At 66.3% G+C, this 15340-nt stretch carries 17 protein-coding genes; 9 read left to right on the forward strand and 8 right to left on the reverse strand.

Annotation, left to right across the window (positions count from 1 at the left end; translation table 11 throughout):
- Positions 1–44: 44 nt before the first annotated feature.
- From fnr to JYJ84_RS02975, 3 genes are all read right to left on the reverse strand, one after another.
- On the reverse strand, positions 45–791 hold the full coding sequence (gene fnr, locus JYJ84_RS02965; RefSeq protein ID WP_011356726.1) for a fumarate/nitrate reduction transcriptional regulator Fnr: 747 nt from the start codon (positions 789–791) through the stop codon (positions 45–47).
- Positions 792–894: 103 nt separating this feature from the next.
- Entirely contained in the window at positions 895–1362 is a 468-nt protein-coding gene (locus tag JYJ84_RS02970; protein WP_122948405.1) for a universal stress protein, read from the reverse strand.
- 611 nt (positions 1363–1973) lie between these two features.
- Positions 1974–2384, reverse strand: a complete 411-nt coding sequence (locus JYJ84_RS02975; protein ID WP_122948406.1) for a DUF3005 domain-containing protein — start codon at positions 2382–2384, stop codon at positions 1974–1976.
- Positions 2385–2663: 279 nt separating this feature from the next.
- Here JYJ84_RS02975 and JYJ84_RS02980 point away from each other — a divergent pair, with 279 nt between their 5' ends.
- Together JYJ84_RS02980 and epsC are read left to right on the forward strand one after the other, a co-directional pair.
- Complete coding sequence (locus JYJ84_RS02980; RefSeq protein ID WP_043186155.1) at positions 2664–2897, forward strand: hypothetical protein; 234 nt, start codon at positions 2664–2666, stop codon at positions 2895–2897.
- A gap of 137 nt (positions 2898–3034) precedes the next feature.
- Positions 3035–3955: a serine O-acetyltransferase EpsC gene (gene epsC, locus JYJ84_RS02985; protein WP_122948407.1), complete on the forward strand. Its 921-nt coding sequence runs from the start codon at positions 3035–3037 to the stop codon at positions 3953–3955.
- 37 nt (positions 3956–3992) lie between these two features.
- Here the strand turns inward: epsC and JYJ84_RS02990 are convergent, their stop codons facing one another.
- The 3 genes from JYJ84_RS02990 to JYJ84_RS03000 all read right to left on the reverse strand — a co-directional run bounded on the left by JYJ84_RS02990 (position 3993) and on the right by JYJ84_RS03000 (position 6535).
- The gene (locus tag JYJ84_RS02990) at positions 3993–4796 is read right to left on the reverse strand and encodes an SDR family oxidoreductase (protein ID WP_122948408.1); all 804 of its coding nucleotides are present in this window, start codon (positions 4794–4796) and stop codon (positions 3993–3995) included.
- Positions 4796–5428: a GTP cyclohydrolase I FolE gene (gene folE, locus JYJ84_RS02995; protein WP_011356720.1), complete on the reverse strand. Its 633-nt coding sequence runs from the start codon at positions 5426–5428 to the stop codon at positions 4796–4798. Before folE ends, JYJ84_RS02990 begins: the two co-directional genes overlap by 1 nt.
- A gap of 180 nt (positions 5429–5608) precedes the next feature.
- Positions 5609–6535: a LysR family transcriptional regulator gene (locus JYJ84_RS03000; RefSeq protein WP_122948409.1), complete on the reverse strand. Its 927-nt coding sequence runs from the start codon at positions 6533–6535 to the stop codon at positions 5609–5611.
- A 116-nt stretch (positions 6536–6651) separates the two neighbouring features.
- On the opposite strand from JYJ84_RS03000, the gene pobA reads away from it, so the two are divergent.
- The 7 genes from pobA to JYJ84_RS03035 all read left to right on the forward strand — a co-directional run bounded on the left by pobA (position 6652) and on the right by JYJ84_RS03035 (position 13787).
- Complete coding sequence (pobA, locus tag JYJ84_RS03005) at positions 6652–7884, forward strand: 4-hydroxybenzoate 3-monooxygenase (protein ID WP_175223554.1); 1233 nt, start codon at positions 6652–6654, stop codon at positions 7882–7884.
- A gap of 143 nt (positions 7885–8027) precedes the next feature.
- Positions 8028–8741 carry a 3-oxoacid CoA-transferase subunit A gene (locus JYJ84_RS03010; RefSeq protein WP_122948411.1) on the forward strand — a complete coding sequence of 238 codons (714 nt, stop codon included), beginning with the start codon at positions 8028–8030 and terminating at the stop codon, positions 8739–8741.
- Between the two features lie 12 nt (positions 8742–8753).
- A complete protein-coding gene (locus JYJ84_RS03015) occupies positions 8754–9410 on the forward strand; it encodes a CoA transferase subunit B (RefSeq protein WP_089431929.1) in 657 nt (218 codons plus the stop codon).
- A gap of 88 nt (positions 9411–9498) precedes the next feature.
- On the forward strand, positions 9499–10872 hold the full coding sequence (locus JYJ84_RS03020; RefSeq protein WP_175223553.1) for a 3-carboxy-cis,cis-muconate cycloisomerase: 1374 nt from the start codon (positions 9499–9501) through the stop codon (positions 10870–10872).
- On the forward strand, positions 10872–11657 hold the full coding sequence (pcaD, locus tag JYJ84_RS03025) for a 3-oxoadipate enol-lactonase (RefSeq protein ID WP_175033643.1): 786 nt from the start codon (positions 10872–10874) through the stop codon (positions 11655–11657). The genes JYJ84_RS03020 and pcaD overlap by 1 nt, the downstream gene beginning before the upstream one ends.
- Positions 11658–11667: 10 nt before the next feature.
- The gene (pcaC, locus tag JYJ84_RS03030) at positions 11668–12054 is read left to right on the forward strand and encodes a 4-carboxymuconolactone decarboxylase (protein ID WP_175223552.1); all 387 of its coding nucleotides are present in this window, start codon (positions 11668–11670) and stop codon (positions 12052–12054) included.
- Positions 12055–12428: 374 nt separating this feature from the next.
- Entirely contained in the window at positions 12429–13787 is a 1359-nt protein-coding gene (locus tag JYJ84_RS03035) for an MFS transporter (protein ID WP_122948415.1), read from the forward strand.
- 60 nt (positions 13788–13847) lie between these two features.
- Here JYJ84_RS03035 and JYJ84_RS03040 read toward each other — a convergent pair whose 3' ends face one another.
- Both JYJ84_RS03040 and JYJ84_RS03045 read right to left on the reverse strand, forming a co-directional pair.
- Positions 13848–14096, reverse strand: a complete 249-nt coding sequence (locus JYJ84_RS03040) for a hypothetical protein (RefSeq protein WP_122948416.1) — start codon at positions 14094–14096, stop codon at positions 13848–13850.
- A 110-nt stretch (positions 14097–14206) separates the two neighbouring features.
- Positions 14207–14821, reverse strand: coding sequence for a LysE family translocator (locus tag JYJ84_RS03045; protein WP_175223551.1), 615 nt, complete (start codon positions 14819–14821; stop codon positions 14207–14209).
- Between the last annotated feature and the right edge of the window lie 519 nt (positions 14822–15340).

Here is a 15340-nt window from a genome sequence, read left to right on the forward strand (position 1 = left end):
GGTGACGCGAAGCGGGCGGCGCGCGAGGCGCGCGCCGTGCGGCATCAGACGTGATGCAGGCCGTCGAAATCGACGATCTGGACGTGGCGGCCCTGCATTTCGATCAGGCCGCGCTTCTGGAATTTCGACAGCGTGCGGCTGACCGTTTCGAGCGTCATGCCGAGGTAGCTGCCGATGTCTTCGCGCGTCATCCGCAGGTTGAACTCCGACGGCGAGTAACCGCGCTTCAGGTAGCGCGACGATACGTCGAGCAGGAACGCGGCGACGCGCTCTTCGGCATTGAGCGAACCGAGCAGCATCGTTTGCGACGTTTCGCGCACGATCTGTTCGCTCATCAGCTTGTGCATGCGCAACTGCATCGAGCCGGCTTCCGAGCACAGCGTCTTGAGCGCGCTATACGGGATCACGCAGACGGAGCTGTCTTCCAGCGCAACCGCGGTGCGCGGATGCGTGTCGTCGCAGATGCCGTCGAGGCCGAGCGCTTCGCCGGCGAGATGCAGGCCGGTGACCTGCTCGCGGCCGTCGTGGCGCGTCGCGACGGTTTTCAGCGAACCCGAGCGCACCGCGTACAGGTTGTCGAATGCGTCGCCTTCGCGGAACAGCGCTTCGCCGCGCTTGACGGGGCGCGCCGCGCAGATGACCGACTCGAGGCGACTGAGCGCTTCGGGCGCCAGGCCCTGCGGCATGCACAGGTGCCGCATGGCGCACGTCGAGCAGTGCGCGGCCTGGCGAGGAGCCCAGCTACCGGCATGAGGCGTGGCGGCGGGACGTGTGGCGACGGGCGTCAGCATGATCGTTTACTCCGGCGTTGAATCGACGGAATCATTGTCCCACCGCAACTTGCCGCTGTCGGGTGACAAAACGTCGCGACCGGCCGCGCATGCCGAACGCCGTTCATGCTGCCGGTTCGTCGACGTTGGCGGCCGCCGGAATCAGCAGCACGGGCAGCGTCGCGTGGCGCACGCATTGCTCGGCGATGCTGCCGAGTACGAGGCGGCGGAACCCGCGGCGGCCATGCGTGCCGAGCACGACGAGATCGGCACCGAATGCTTTCGCACCGTCGAGGATCAGCGACGACACGTCGTTGAGCGACGTCGCTTCGCTCAGCTTCGTCTCGCCTTTCACGCCCGCTGCCTGCATCAGCGTCGCGAAATCCTTCGCGAGTGCATTGCCCTGCGCGACGAGCTGATCGCGCAGCACGGACGGATCGTAGCCGGGCACGTTGTAGTAGATCGCGGCGTTCTCGACGACGTAGAACGGTTGCAGCTCGGCGCCGTGCGATTTCGCGAGCGCCAGCGCGGCATCGAATGCATGGCGGGACGTGTCGCTGCCGTCGACGGCAACCAGAATACGCTTGTACATAGTGTCTCCGAGTGGCGGGTTGAAACGAAGTCGGCCGGATGGCCGATCGGGCTGGGCAATGCGCAATGTGCAATGCTGCGAGGCAGAGTAAACCAATGACCGGGACTTTGCAGTGAGGTGCCGGCCGTGCCGCGCGGCGGCACCGCTGCCGTTTCTGTGGCGCACGGCCATGCACGCGACGCATGCTCCGCCGCGCGCCGCGCGCCGCGCGCCGTGTGACGCGCGTCGTGCGGCGTGGTTGCCGCCGCCTTCCGCAGCGTCGACGGGATGGCATGCACAAGCATCGGTGTCGCGTGCGGCACGTGCACACGCATTGCCGCGCACGCCGGTCGCATCGACACGGCGCGGCGCGGCAGTCACGCGGACGCATCGCCCCCGTCGCCATTCAATCGCAACCGTGCCGTTTCGACATGACCTCGATCAACGCATGTGCGTCGGTGCGATTCACGGCAGGCATGAAACCGCCGGTGCCGCTGCGTGGAATCGTCCGCTTTTGCCGCGCGCAGTGATCCGTGCGCGGTCGGCGCACAGTCGCGCGCACCGATCCGCAGCCATCCGCCATCGACCGATGCCGGTTCGCAAACGAACGATCGATTCAAACGCCGCGCCGGCTACTTCGGTACGGCCGTCAGCTCGAATACGCGCTCCGGCCGCCGCTGGTGGCCGGGCCAGTACGCGCTGCCGTGCATCCGGTGGACGGGGCCGAACAGCGCATCGCTCATGGGTGGCGGCGCGTCGAAGCCTTTCTCGATCACCATGTAGCCGGCGCGCAGCGCGAACGCCGGATGATTGCCGCCGGGGCGGCTGTCGAAACCGGCGAAGCCGTCGCCGGCTTCCGGCATCGCATTGACGAGCGACGCGTTGCTGCGCGTGATCTCGTCGGGCGAGATCGGCCCGCCGCCGGCGAGGCGCGACGCCTCGCGGTTCTTGCCGTCGGTGTCGACCGTGCTGTCGTGCGTGTCGTCGTTGTCGAGCTCGATGCTGCGCGGGCGCAAACGATCGGTTTGACCGGATGTTTCCATCTCGGCTCTCCTCGCGGCGAAGCGTTCCGGATCGAAGCAAATCCCGTTCCGGGCGTGACGGGAAAAGGCGCGCGGGCGATCGCCGCGGTCGCGCGACGCGCACTGATTTGTCATGATTTATTTCAGCTAGAAGACCCGTTTTCTACAGAGTATGATTCTTTTCCTGCGAAGCGGCGACAGGGGATTCGGTCGCGCCGCCTCTGCCCGCGCCGGGGGCGCCGCAGCACCCTTAAAGACGGGTAGTGAACAACAAAGCAAGGGACTAGAGGTGGCCGATTCATGCAAGCGACTACTGCGTTCACGCACCGCGGTTATCTGTTGAATTGCGCGCCCGCGCGCGCCAGTGACGGTTCGTTCAAGCCCTACGTCGTGATCTCCCGATCGAGCGACGGGGAGCTCGTTGCGAACCGGTTTTTTCCGATCGAGCTCCAGTTCCACGACGAAGGCGCCGCGATCGCGCACGCGCGCGACTGGGCCGTGCGGTGGATCGACGCGAGCAGCATCACGATCTGACGCCGCCGCGATTCGGCGCCATCGGCCGTCCGGCCGATCCCCGGCGGGCCGCCGCCTGACAAAAAACGCGGTAATCTTGCGGAACCCGTCACTTTATTAGCGGCCGTGCGACCGAGCGCGGCCGCCTGCATTGGCATATGTCGACATCACCCGCCCGTCAGTGGGGCCTTGAAGAAATCGTTGCCGGCTTGCGCGAGTCGCGCGAGGAACTCCATCGCACGCGTCATCCGCGCGGCATCCGCGAACTGCCGTCGCGCGATGCGATCTGCAAGATTGTGACCGGCCTGCGCGCGTCGATGTTTCCGACGCATTACGGCGCACCGGATCTGACCGACGAAAGCGTCGACTTCTACGTCGGCCACACGCTCGAAAGCACGCTGCGCATTCTGTCCGAACAGATCCGCCGTGCGCTGCCGTTCCTGCCCGAGCATGCCGATACACCGTTCGCCGAGCTCGACGAACGCGCGTTCGAAATCGCGCGCGAATTCGGCCGGCAGTTGCCGGCGGTCCGTGCGCTGCTCGTCAGCGATATCCAGGCCGCGTATGCGGGCGATCCGGCCGCGCAGCACATCACCGAGATCCTGCTGTGCTACCCCGGCGTGTTGGCGATGATGCACCACCGGCTCGCGCACGCGCTGCACCGGCTTGGTGTGCCGCTGCTTGCGCGGTTCATCAATGAAATCGCCCACTCGGCTACCGGCATCGACATCCACCCGGGCGCGCAGATCGGCCCGAGCTTCTTCATCGACCACGGCACGGGCGTCGTGATCGGCGAGACCGCGATCATTGGCGAGCGCGTGCGCGTGTATCAGGCCGTCACGCTCGGCGCGAAGAGTTTCCCGGCCGATGGCGACGGTGCGCTGGTCAAGGGCAATGCGCGGCACCCGATCGTCGAGGACGACGTGGTGATCTATGCGGGCGCGACGATTCTCGGCCGCGTGACGATCGGGCGCGGCTCGGTGATCGGCGGCAACGTGTGGCTCACGCACAGCGTGCCGGCCGGCACGAGCGTCGCGCAAGGCAAGGTGCGCGAAGGCGGGAGCGCCGAGAAGCCGTAACGCGGCGCTCGGCCGCCGGCCGCCGCCGCGCCGTCGGTCAGTGCTTGCCGTCGGGCGCGCGGTGCTTGTACAGCACGTCCTGGTCGACGCGGATCAGGTTCTGCCCCGCATCGACGACGAAATCCACGCCGTTGTACGCGTTGCCCGTCAGCATCAGGATCGCGCTCGCGACATCGTCGGGGCCTGCGATGCGCGCGAGCGGCGTCGATGCGCGGCTCGCGTGTTCGAAGTCGGCCTGCGTCTGGTCGTCGCTCGGCAGCATCAGCCCGGGGAATACCGCGTTCACGCGCAGCACCGGCGCGGACGACAGCGCGAGCATCTGCGTGAGGTTGCCGAGCGCGGCTTTCGCGACCGTATAGCTGAAATGGTCGCGGTGAAAGTTTTCCTTGATCTTCTGGTCGACCACATTCACGACGACACCCTGCGTGCCGGCCGCGCGGGCTCGTTCGTAGAACGCGCGCGTGAGCAGGATCGGCGCGCGGCAGTTGACGGCCCACGCCTGGTCGAACGCCGCGAGATCGAAGCTCGGGAAATGGTCCTGCCAGAATACCGACGCATTGTTGACGAGTACGTCGAGGCGCCCGAAGCGCGCATACACCTGGTCGATCAGCGCGGTGATCTGCGCGGCATCCGACAGATCAGCCTGCAACGCCACCGATTCGTGCCCGCGTTCGGCGATCGCGCGGGCCGCCGCCTGCGCGGCATCGGCCGAACGGTCGTAATGCACCGCGGTGCGATAGCCGTGCGCGGCGAAATACTCGGCGAACGCGCGCCCGGCCCGGCGCGCGGCGCCGGTCACGAGCACGACGGGCGCGTGCGCCGCTTGCTTCGTCTGCGCCATTACGTATTCGTCAGGTTCACTGAAGAAGGATTCGCGACGATCGACAGGAATTCGCGCCGCGTCGACGGATCGGTGCGGAACGTGCCGAGCATGCGCGACGTGACCATCTCGACGCCGGGCTTGTGCACGCCGCGCGTCGAGATGCACTGGTGAGCGGCTTCGAGGATCACGCCGACGCCCTTCGGCTGCAGCACGTCGAACAGCGTGTCGGCGATCTGCACGGTCATCTTTTCCTGGATCTGCAGGCGCTTCGCGAACGCGTCGACGAGGCGCGCGAGCTTCGAGATGCCGACCACGCGATGATTCGGCAGATACGCGACGTGCGCGCGGCCGATGATCGGCACCATGTGGTGCTCGCAGTAGCTCTCGAAGCGGATGTCCTTCAGCACGATCATTTCGTCGTAGCCGTCGACTTCGCTGAACGTGCGCGCGAGGATGTCGCGCGGCTCCAGCGCATAGCCGGCGAAGAACTGCTCGTACGCGCGCACGACGCGTGCGGGCGTGTCGATCAGGCCTTCGCGTGCCGGGTCGTCGCCGGCCCAGCGCAACAGCACGCGAACTGCGTCTTCTGCTTCTTCACGGCTCGGGCGGGATGCGGCCGGCTCGGGCCGCGCGGACTTCTTTTTACCCATCTATCTGCTCCATCGAATGCCGCCGCCGGGGCGGCGCGGAATCCGGGCATTGTTTCATGCTTTCGCGGGTCGCGTGCGAGGGCTAGGGCCTGTTCCCGTTAATAGCGGGTTTGCGCTGGCCCCACGAATGAATTTCTTCAAACGGGGGAACGCGCACTATTCGCGGGAACAGGCCCTGGCTCACTTCGGCCATTCGTCCTGCTCGTCGTTGAACAGCGACGCGACGACGCCGCGCAGCCACGCGGTGCGTGGATCGTTGTGGTACTTGCGATGCCAGTGCTGTTTCAGGTCGAAGCGCGGCAGCGCGAGCGGCGGCTCGACGGGCACGATGAACGCGTGCTCGGCCGCATACGCATAGCCGATCGCGTGCGGCACCGTCGCGATCAGGTCGGTGCGGCTCAGGATGAACGGCAGGCTCATGAAGTGTGGCGTCTCGAGCACCGCGCGGCGCTGCATGCGCTGCTTCGCGAGGTACTTCTCGAGCACTTCCTGGCTGCGGCCTTCGGCGCGCACCACCGCGTGCCCGCACGTGAGGAACTGCTCGACCGTGAACGGCGGCGCCTGTTCGAAGGGATGGCCGCGCCGCATCAGGCACACGAACCGGTGCGTGAACAGCCGCTGCTGGAAGAAGTTGTTGCCGTCGAGATCGGGAAAGTAGCCGACCGCGAGATCGAGCGTCCCGGCTTCGAGGCCGCGACCGACCTCGTCGTGCGCGAGCGAGACCGAGCGCAGGTTCGCATGCGGCGCGCGCGTCGCGAACGCCTGCAGCAGCTTCGGCAGGAACACGATCTCGCCGACGTCCGACAGCGCGATCGAGAACGTATGCGTGCTCGCCGCCGGGTCGAAGTCGTGCGGCGCGACGAGGCCGCGTTCAATCTGCGCGAGCGCGTCGCGGGCGGCCGGCAGCAGCGCGAGCGCGCGCGGCGTCGGCTCCATCCCGCGCGAGGTGCGCACGAACAGCGGATCGCCGAAATACTCGCGCAGGCGGCCGAGCGCCGTGCTCACGCGCGGCTGGCTGACGCCGAGCAGGTCGCCCGCGCGGCTCACGTTGCGCGTGTCGTCGAGCGCGACGAGGTAGGGAATGAGGTTCAGATCGAGCGCATCCATCGCCAGGCCAGTATCGTCAAAACGTATACAACATATCTCCTGAATCGCGTTGCCGCATAGTCGGGAAAGCGCTCAAATGTGTTCGACGATTCGAATTAATGTTCAGGAGACGAACAATGCGCACCCAGGTCGCCATCATCGGCGCCGGTCCGTCCGGCCTTTTGCTTTCCCATCTGCTGCGCCTGCAAGGCGTCGATTCCATCCTCGTCGAAGCGCGTTCGCGCGAATACTGCGAGAACCGCATCCGCGCCGGCGTGCTGGAGCAGGGCACGGTCGACACGCTGAACGACGCCGGCCTCGGCGACCGGATGCGTCGCGAAGGGCTCGAACACCACGGCATCGAGCTGCTGTTCTCGGGCCAGCGCCATCGCATCGACCTGTCCGCGCTCACCGGCGGTCGCGCGATCACCGTCTACAGCCAGCATGAAGTCGTGCGCGACCTGATCGCAGCCGGCGTCGAGCATGGCCACGCGATGCATTTCGAAGTGAGCGACGTCGCGTTACACGACGTCGAAGGGGAGCACCCGTTCGTCACGTTCAAGCATGCCGACGGCCGCGAAGACCGCATCGACTGCGACTACATCGCCGGTTGCGACGGCTTTCACGGCATCGCGCGCCAGACGATTCCGGCCGAGCGGCTGAACACGTTCGAGCGTGTCTATCCGTTCGCGTGGCTCGGCATCCTCGCCGACGCGGCGCCGTCGCTCGACGAGCTCGTCTACGCGCATCACGACAACGGTTTCGCGCTGTTCTCGATGCGCTCGCCGACGGTCACGCGCCTGTACCTGCAATGCAAGCCTGACGAAGACCTCACCGAATGGTCCGACACGCGGATCTGGGACGAAATGCACACGCGCTTCTCGAACGACACGGGCTGGACGCCGACCGAGGGCCGGATCACGCAGAAGAGCGTGACGCCGATGCGCAGTTTCGTATCCGAGACGATGCAGCACGGTCGCCTGTTCCTCGCCGGTGACGCCGCGCACATCGTGCCGCCGACCGGCGCGAAGGGGATGAACCTGGCGGTGGCCGACGTCCGCGCGCTGTCCCGCGCGCTCGGCGCGCGCTACCGCAACGGCGACGCGACGCTGCTCGACACGTATTCGGCGACCTGCCTCGAGCGTGTGTGGCGCGCCGAGCACTTCTCGTACTTCATGACGAACATGCTGCACTCGTCGCCGGAGGACTCGCCGTTCGTCAATCGCCTGAAGTTTGCCGAGCTGAAATACGTGACGCGCTCGCGGGCCGCCGCGCAGGCACTCGCCGAAAACTACGTCGGGCTGCCGTTCGACGACGCAGCGGCCCCCGAGGGAACCCGCCTTGACAACGCGCTGTGCGCGACTCTATGATCGGCCCATCGTTCGCTAATCGAATCTAGGTTCGAATAGCGAACAAATACCGGAGTCGATATCGGCCCCGGCGCGGCACGCGGCACGCGCGTGTCCCCTCGACAGGCCGCGCATCGAGCCGCGGGTTCGTATCAGGAAGAGACATGGTCAACAAGATTTTCGAATCGCTTCAGTCGGCGGTGGCCGACATCCACGACGGCGCGACAATCATGATCGGCGGCTTCGGCACGGCCGGCATGCCGTCCGAGCTGATCGACGCGCTGATCGAACAGGGCGCGCGCGACCTGACGATCGTCAACAACAACGCGGGCAACGGCGAGACCGGCCTCGCGGCGCTGCTGAAGGCGAAGCAGGTGCGCAAGATCATCTGTTCGTTCCCGCGCCAGAGCGACTCGCAGGTGTTCGACGCGCTGTACCGCGCGGGCGAGATCGAGCTGGAGCTCGTGCCGCAGGGCAACCTCGCGGAGCGCATCCGCGCGGCGGGCGCCGGCATCGGCGGCTTCTTCACGCCGACGGGCTACGGCACCAAGCTCGCGGAAGGCAAGGAAACGCGCGTGATCGACGGCAAGCCGTATGTGTTCGAGACGCCGATCCACGCCGATTTCGCGCTCGTGAAGGCGTACAAGGGCGATCGCTGGGGCAATCTCGTGTATCGCAAGACCGCGCGCAACTTCGGGCCGATCATGGCCAGCGCCGCGAAGGTCGCGATCGTGCAGGTGTCGGAAGTCGTGCCGCTCGGCGCGCTGAACCCGGAACACATCGTGACGCCGGGCATTTTCGTCCAGCGCATCGTCGAGGTGCCGCAGGCCGCGCACGCGGCCGAACTGGCCGCCGAACACGCATCGAAAGCCGCCTAAGGAGATATCCAGATGAAACGACTGACCCGCGATGAAATGGCCAAGCGCGTCGCCCAGGACATCCCCGAAGGCGCGTACGTGAACCTCGGCATCGGCGTGCCGACGCTGGTGGCGAACCACCTCGACCCGAGCAAGGAAATCTTCCTGCACAGCGAGAACGGCCTGCTCGGCATGGGCCCGGCGCCCGCGCCCGGCGAGGAAGACGACGAACTGATCAACGCCGGCAAGCAGCACGTGACGCTGCTGACCGGCGGCGCGTATTTCCATCACGCGGATTCGTTCGCGATGATGCGCGGCGGCCACCTCGACTACTGCGTGCTCGGCGCGTTCCAGGTGTCGGCCAACGGCGACCTCGCGAACTGGCATACGGGTGCGCCCGATGCGATTCCGGCGGTCGGCGGTGCGATGGATCTCGCGATCGGCGCGAAACAGGTGTTCGTGATGATGGAGCACCTGACGAAGCAGGGCGAAAGCAAGATCGTCGCGCAGTGCTCGTATCCGGTCACCGGCGTGCAATGCGTGAGCCGCATCTATACGGATCTCGCGGTGCTCGACGTGACGGCCGATGGCCTTGCGGTGAGCGAGATCTTCACCGACCTGTCGTTCGACGAACTGCAGAAGCTGACCGGCGTGCCGCTGATCGACGCGACGCAAAAGGCTGCTGCCTGAACCGCGAGCGTGCCGGCGCGTGCGCTCGCGCGCATGCCGGCACGCTTGGGTGGACAATAGGCGCACGCCGTTTCCCCAATCTGATGCCATGCTCGAAGACAGCGCCCGCCTGACCTCCCTCATCTGCGGCACCGAGCCGCTCAACCGGATCTGGTCGCCCCGCGCGACGATCCAGCGGATGCTCGACGTCGAGGCCGCGCTTGCGCGTGCGCTCGCCGCGCAGCAGGTGATTCCCGCCGCCGCGGTTGCGCCGATCGAACGCGCGTGCGACGCCAGTCGGCTCGACGCCGACGCACTCGCGCACGGCGCGGCGCTCGGCGGCAATCTCGCGATTCCGCTCGTCAAGCAGCTCACCGCACAGGTGAAGGCCGATGACCCCGAGGCCGCGAAGTTCGTGCACTGGGGGGCGACGAGCCAGGACATCATCGATACCGCTACCGTGCTGCAGTTGCGCGACACGCTCGACGTGCTCGAACCGCAGCTCGATGAAGCGTGCGCGTCTCTCGCGACACTCGCGTGCACGCATCGCACGACGCCGATGATCGGCCGCACGTGGCTGCAGCAGGCGCTGCCGATCACGCTCGGCCTGAAATTCGCACAATGGCTCGACGCGTTGCTGCGCCATCGCGCGCGTTTCGCCGAATTGCGCGAGCGTGCGCTCGTATTGCAGTTCGGCGGCGCGGCCGGCACGCTCGCGAGCCTGCGCGAGCACGCGGCCGGCGTCACGGCCGCGCTTGCGGCGGACCTCAAGCTCGCGGTACCGGCCGTGCCGTGGCACACACAGCGCGACCGCATTGCGGAAGCCGCGTCCTGCTTCGGGATGCTGACGGGTACGCTCGGCAAGATCGCGCGCGACGTGTCGCTGCAGATGCAGACCGAAGTCGGCGAGCTCGGCGAACCGGCCGCCGCCGGCAAGGGCGGCTCGTCGACGATGCCGCACAAGCGCAACCCGGTCGGCTGCGCAGCCGTGCTGACGGCTGCCGTGCGTGCGCCGAACCTCGTCGCGACGGTGTTCGCGGGGATGGTTCAGGAACACGAACGCGCGCTCGGCGGCTGGCAGGCCGAATGGGACGCGTTGCCCGATCTCGCACGCCTGACCGGCGGCGCGCTCGTGCAGATCGCGCAGATCGTCGCGGGCCTCGACGTGAACACCGAGCGCCTGGCCGCGAACCTCGACCTGACGCGCGGGCTGATTCTCGGCGAAGCGGTGATGCTCGCGCTCGGCGACAAGATCGGCCGGCTCGACGCGCATCACGTCGTCGAACAGGCGTCGAAGGAAGCCGTGCGCACGGGCGCGACGCTGTTCGACGTGCTCGCCGCCGATGCGACCGTATCGGCGCACCTGTCGCGCGACGCACTCGCGCGGCTGCTCGATCCCGCTCATTACGTCGGCGAGGCACAGGCCTACGTCGACGCCGTGCTCGCGCTGCACGCGGGCGCGCAATCACCAGGAGAACATTGATGCCTTTCGCCACTGTCAACGGCGTGAAACTGCATTACCGGATCGACCGTGCCGCGCGCGACGACGCGCCGTGGCTCGTCTTCTCGAACTCGCTCGGCGCCGACCTGCAGATGTGGGCGCCGCAGATCCGTCCGCTCACGCAGCACTTCAACATCCTGCGCTATGACACGCGCGGCCACGGCCATTCGGAAGCGCCGGCCGGCTCATACACGGTCGACCAGCTCGCGGGCGACGTGATCGGCCTGCTCGACCACGTCGGCATTGAACGCGCGCATTTCTGCGGGATCTCGATGGGCGGGCTGACGGGCGCGGCGCTCGCCGCACGCTTCCCGTCGCGCATCGTTCGCGCGGTGCTGTCGAACACCGCCGCGAAGATCGGTTCGCCGGAAGTGTGGGCGCCGCGCGCGCAGAAGGCGCGTGCCGAAGGGATGGCCGCGCTCGCCGATGCCGTGCTGCCGCGCTGGTTCACGGACGCGTTCGTCGAGCGCGAGCCGCGCCTGTTCGATGCGATCCGCGACACCTTCGTGCATACCGACAAGGACGGCTATGCGGCGAACTGCGACGCGCTGAATGCAGCCGACCTGCGCGAAGAAGTGAAGGGTATCGCGCTGCCGGTGCTCGTCGTGACCGGCGCGAAGGACATGTCGACGCCGCCCGACCAGGGCCGCGCACTGGCCGCTGCGATTCCGGGCGCGCAGCACGTTGAATTCGACGCCGCGCATATTTCGAACATCGAGTGCACCGACGGCTTCAACCGCGCGCTGCTCGATTTCCTGACCGCGTGAGGCACCGGCGATGGATGACCAGGAACGTTACGAAGCAGGGATGAAGGTGCGCCGTGCGGTGCTCGGCGACGCGCACGTCGACCGTTCGCTCGAGAACCGCACCGAGGTGACCGAGGAATTCCAGAACCTGATCACGCGCTATGCGTGGGGCGAGATCTGGACGCGCGACGGCCTGCCGCGCCATACGCGCAGCCTGCTGACCATCGCGATGATGGTGGCGCTGAACCGCGGCGAGGAACTGGCGCTGCATCTGCGCGCGGCGCGCAACAACGGCGTGACGCGCGACGAGATCAAGGAAGTGCTGCTGCAGACCGCGATCTATTGCGGCGTGCCGGCCGCGAATTCCGCGTTCCATCTCGCGGACAGGATCTTCAAGGAACAGGATGCGGCCGGTTAAGTGCCGGCTGTAGTGCGAAGTTGCGTCGAGGCTCGCTGATAGGTTGGCGGGCCTCGACGATGAATGAACGCGCCGGCAGAGTATCGGCGCGCGGTGCACCGGGTGGCCGGTGCGCGAACAAAGGCAAGACGCGGTTCCGAGGCCGCGTCGCTTATAAACAAATTGGCTATGCATGGGACCAGAGCAAGCGCTGAAGCGCCAACACTGGTTGCCCGCGGAGCATGGGATTCAGGTAAGCGCTAAAGCACCAACTTGGATCGACCGCGTAGCATGGGATCCAGGTAAGCGCTAAAGCGCCAACTTGGATCGACCGCATAGCATGGGATCCAAGTAAGCGCTGAAGCGCTAACTTGGATCGACACAGGAGACAAGCGATGAATCGCACACCCGTGGTCGATGTCCAGACCTTCATCAACGAGCAGCCGTTCGGCGGTTTTCAATGGCTCGTATTCCTCATGTGTTTCGTGATCGTGCTGCTCGACGGCTTCGACACGGCCGCGATCGGCTTCATCGCGCCGTCGCTGCTCGGCGAATGGAACCTCACCAAACCTGATCTCGCACCGGTGCTGAGCGCCGCGCTGTTCGGCCTCGCGTGCGGCGCACTCGTGTCGGGCCCGCTGTCCGACAAGCTCGGGCGCCGCTCGCTGCTGCTTTGCTCGGTATTCCTGTTCGGCGTCGCGTGCCTGATGTCCGCCTTCTCGACGACGATCGGGCACCTGACGATCCTGCGCTTCATCACCGGCGTCGGGCTGGGCGCGGCGATGCCGAACGCGGTCACGATGATGGGCGAGTTCTGCCCGGACAAGCGCCGCGCGACCGTGATCAACCTGATGTTCTGCGGCTTCCCGCTCGGTGCCGCGTTCGGCGGTTTCCTGGCCGCGTGGATGATTCCGCATTTCGGCTGGCGCAGCGTGCTGATCCTCGGCGGCGTCACGCCGCTGCTGCTTGGCGTGCTGTTGCTGCTGAAGATGCCGGAGTCGGTGCGCTTCATGGTCGCCAACGGCCAAGCCGTCGACAAGATCCGCGCGACGCTCGCGCGCATCTCGCGCGATGCGCTGAACGCCGGCTCGTTCGCGATGACCGAAGCCGCGCCGCAGACCGGCAGCAAGGGCCTCGGCGTCGTGCTGTCGCGCTCGTACATCGTCGGCTCGGTGATGCTGTGGCTCGCGTACTTCATGGGGCTCGTGATCTTCTACGCGTCGATCAACTGGATGCCGATCCTGCTGAAGGATGCCGGCCTGACGCCGAAGAGCGCGACGCTGATCTCCGCGCTGTTCCCGCTCGGCGGCGTGGGCGCGGTGCTTTGCGGCGTGCTGATGGACCGCTTCAACGCGAACCGCGTGATTGCCGTGTGCTACGCGCTGACGGCGGTGAGCGTCTATGCAATCGGGCAGGCGGCCGGCAACGTCGGGCTGCTCGTGCTGGTCGTGTTCGTGGCCGGCGTGCTGATGAACACCGCGCAATCGTCGATGCCGGCGCTTGCGGCCGCGTTTTACCCGACCGAAGGGCGCGGCACGGGTGTCGCGTGGATGCTCGGCGTCGGCCGCTTCGGCGGGATTGCGGGATCGTTCCTCGTCGCCGAGCTGACGCGCCGGCATTTCTCGTTCGCGGGCGTGTTCGCGACGATCGCCGTCGCGGGCTTGCTCGCGTGTGTCGCGCTGCTGATCAAGCAGATGGCGCGGCCGCATGGCATGACGCAGCCGGCAGGCAAGATCGAATCGCTCGGGCATTGAGCGAAGCGCGGGCCGGTGCGATGCGCCGGCCCGTCGATACGGCGGCCGTCGGGCCGCCGGCTATTCTTCCGCGTCGTGTTTCTTCACGAAGTTGCGCAGATACGCGCGCAGCGCGGCCTCCCGGCTGCGATGATCGGCGAGGTTCGCGGCGCCCATCTCTTCCTCTTCGCCGAACATCGTCGGCGGCGCGCCGTAGATGCCGATCTCGATGTCTTCGCGCAGCACGCGAATCTCGTGCGTGAGCGGGTGATACTCGGCGATCCAGTGCATCCCCTCGATGTGTTCGCCCGCCCTCAGCAATGGCTTCATCAGCACTCTCCCGGCAGCAGCGGCGCAACCGGCCAAGCGGTTGCGCGCGCCCGTACCAAAAGGGTACGCCTGCATCGGGCGAATCTCAACGGGCGCGCGGTGAGCGCTCACTACGCCAACAGATGCGCGATGAGGGGGTACAGCGACAGGATCAGCAGCACGGCCATCGTCACGTTGAAGATGCGCAGCGCGCGGGTATTCGACAGGAAGCGGCGCAGGCCGAGCCCGAACGCGGCCCACAGGCTGATGCACGGGAAGCCGATCAGGATGAACACGACGGCCATCCACGCGGCGTTCATCCCATAGTCGGCGGACAGGCGGATCGTCGTTGCGGCGGTCAGCACCATCATCCAGGCCTTCGGATTGATCCACTGGAACGCGGCGGCTTCGATGAACGTCATCGGCCGCGGCTTGCCGCCATGCGCTTTCACTTCGCCCGACGTGCCGATGCGCCACGCGAGGTACAGCAGGTACGCGACGCTCGCGGCTTCGAGGATCGTGTAGAGCAGCGGGACGCGCTTGAATACCTCGCCGAGCCCGAAGCCGACGCAGAGCATCAGGATCGCGACGCCAATGCTGATGCCGAACAGGTGCGGCATCGTGCGGCGGAAACCGAAATTGACGCCGGACGCGAGCAGCATCGTGTTGTTCGGGCCGGGCGTGATCGTCGTGACGAGCGCGAACAGCATGCCGGCGGGCAGCGCGCTCAGGGTGAGGAATTCCATCGCGGATTCTCCATTCGGTTCTGGACTGGGATGGAGGTCAGTTTAGCGACGGTTTTCTGTACAGTACCGGTACAGTTGGTTTGACGAATACCGGTACGGGGGATGAGGGGCGGGATGGTTGCTGCGGGACGTTTTGTTGGTTCTCAGAAAAGATGTCCGTGGTCTCAATGTGTTGTCGTTGAATAAAAACTGACGTTTCCAAGATGATTGGCTCGATATGAGGCGTCTCGAGCGGGATGCTAAGTCAATGTTTGTGAAAAGACGATATTGGCGCAATTTTCCATCGATGACGTTGTGCCGCTGATGTCTCATTTGATAGCGAGCGCGGCAAGCCTCGCTTCTGACGTAGGTACAAGGTCAGATACTTCCTTTGCTTCGGGTGGCTGGTGAGGTAAGGAGAATTCGAGGGCGTGAGTCTGCGCTGACGGATATCCGTAGGGGAGAGCGCGTAGCGTGGTATTGAAAACTGTCACGTCGGACGTTATTGCCAATACAAGTTTGTGCGGCCGGTGCTAGTGG

This window comes from Burkholderia sp. LMG 13014 (genome assembly GCF_905232215.1).
Classification (GTDB): domain Bacteria; phylum Pseudomonadota; class Gammaproteobacteria; order Burkholderiales; family Burkholderiaceae; genus Burkholderia.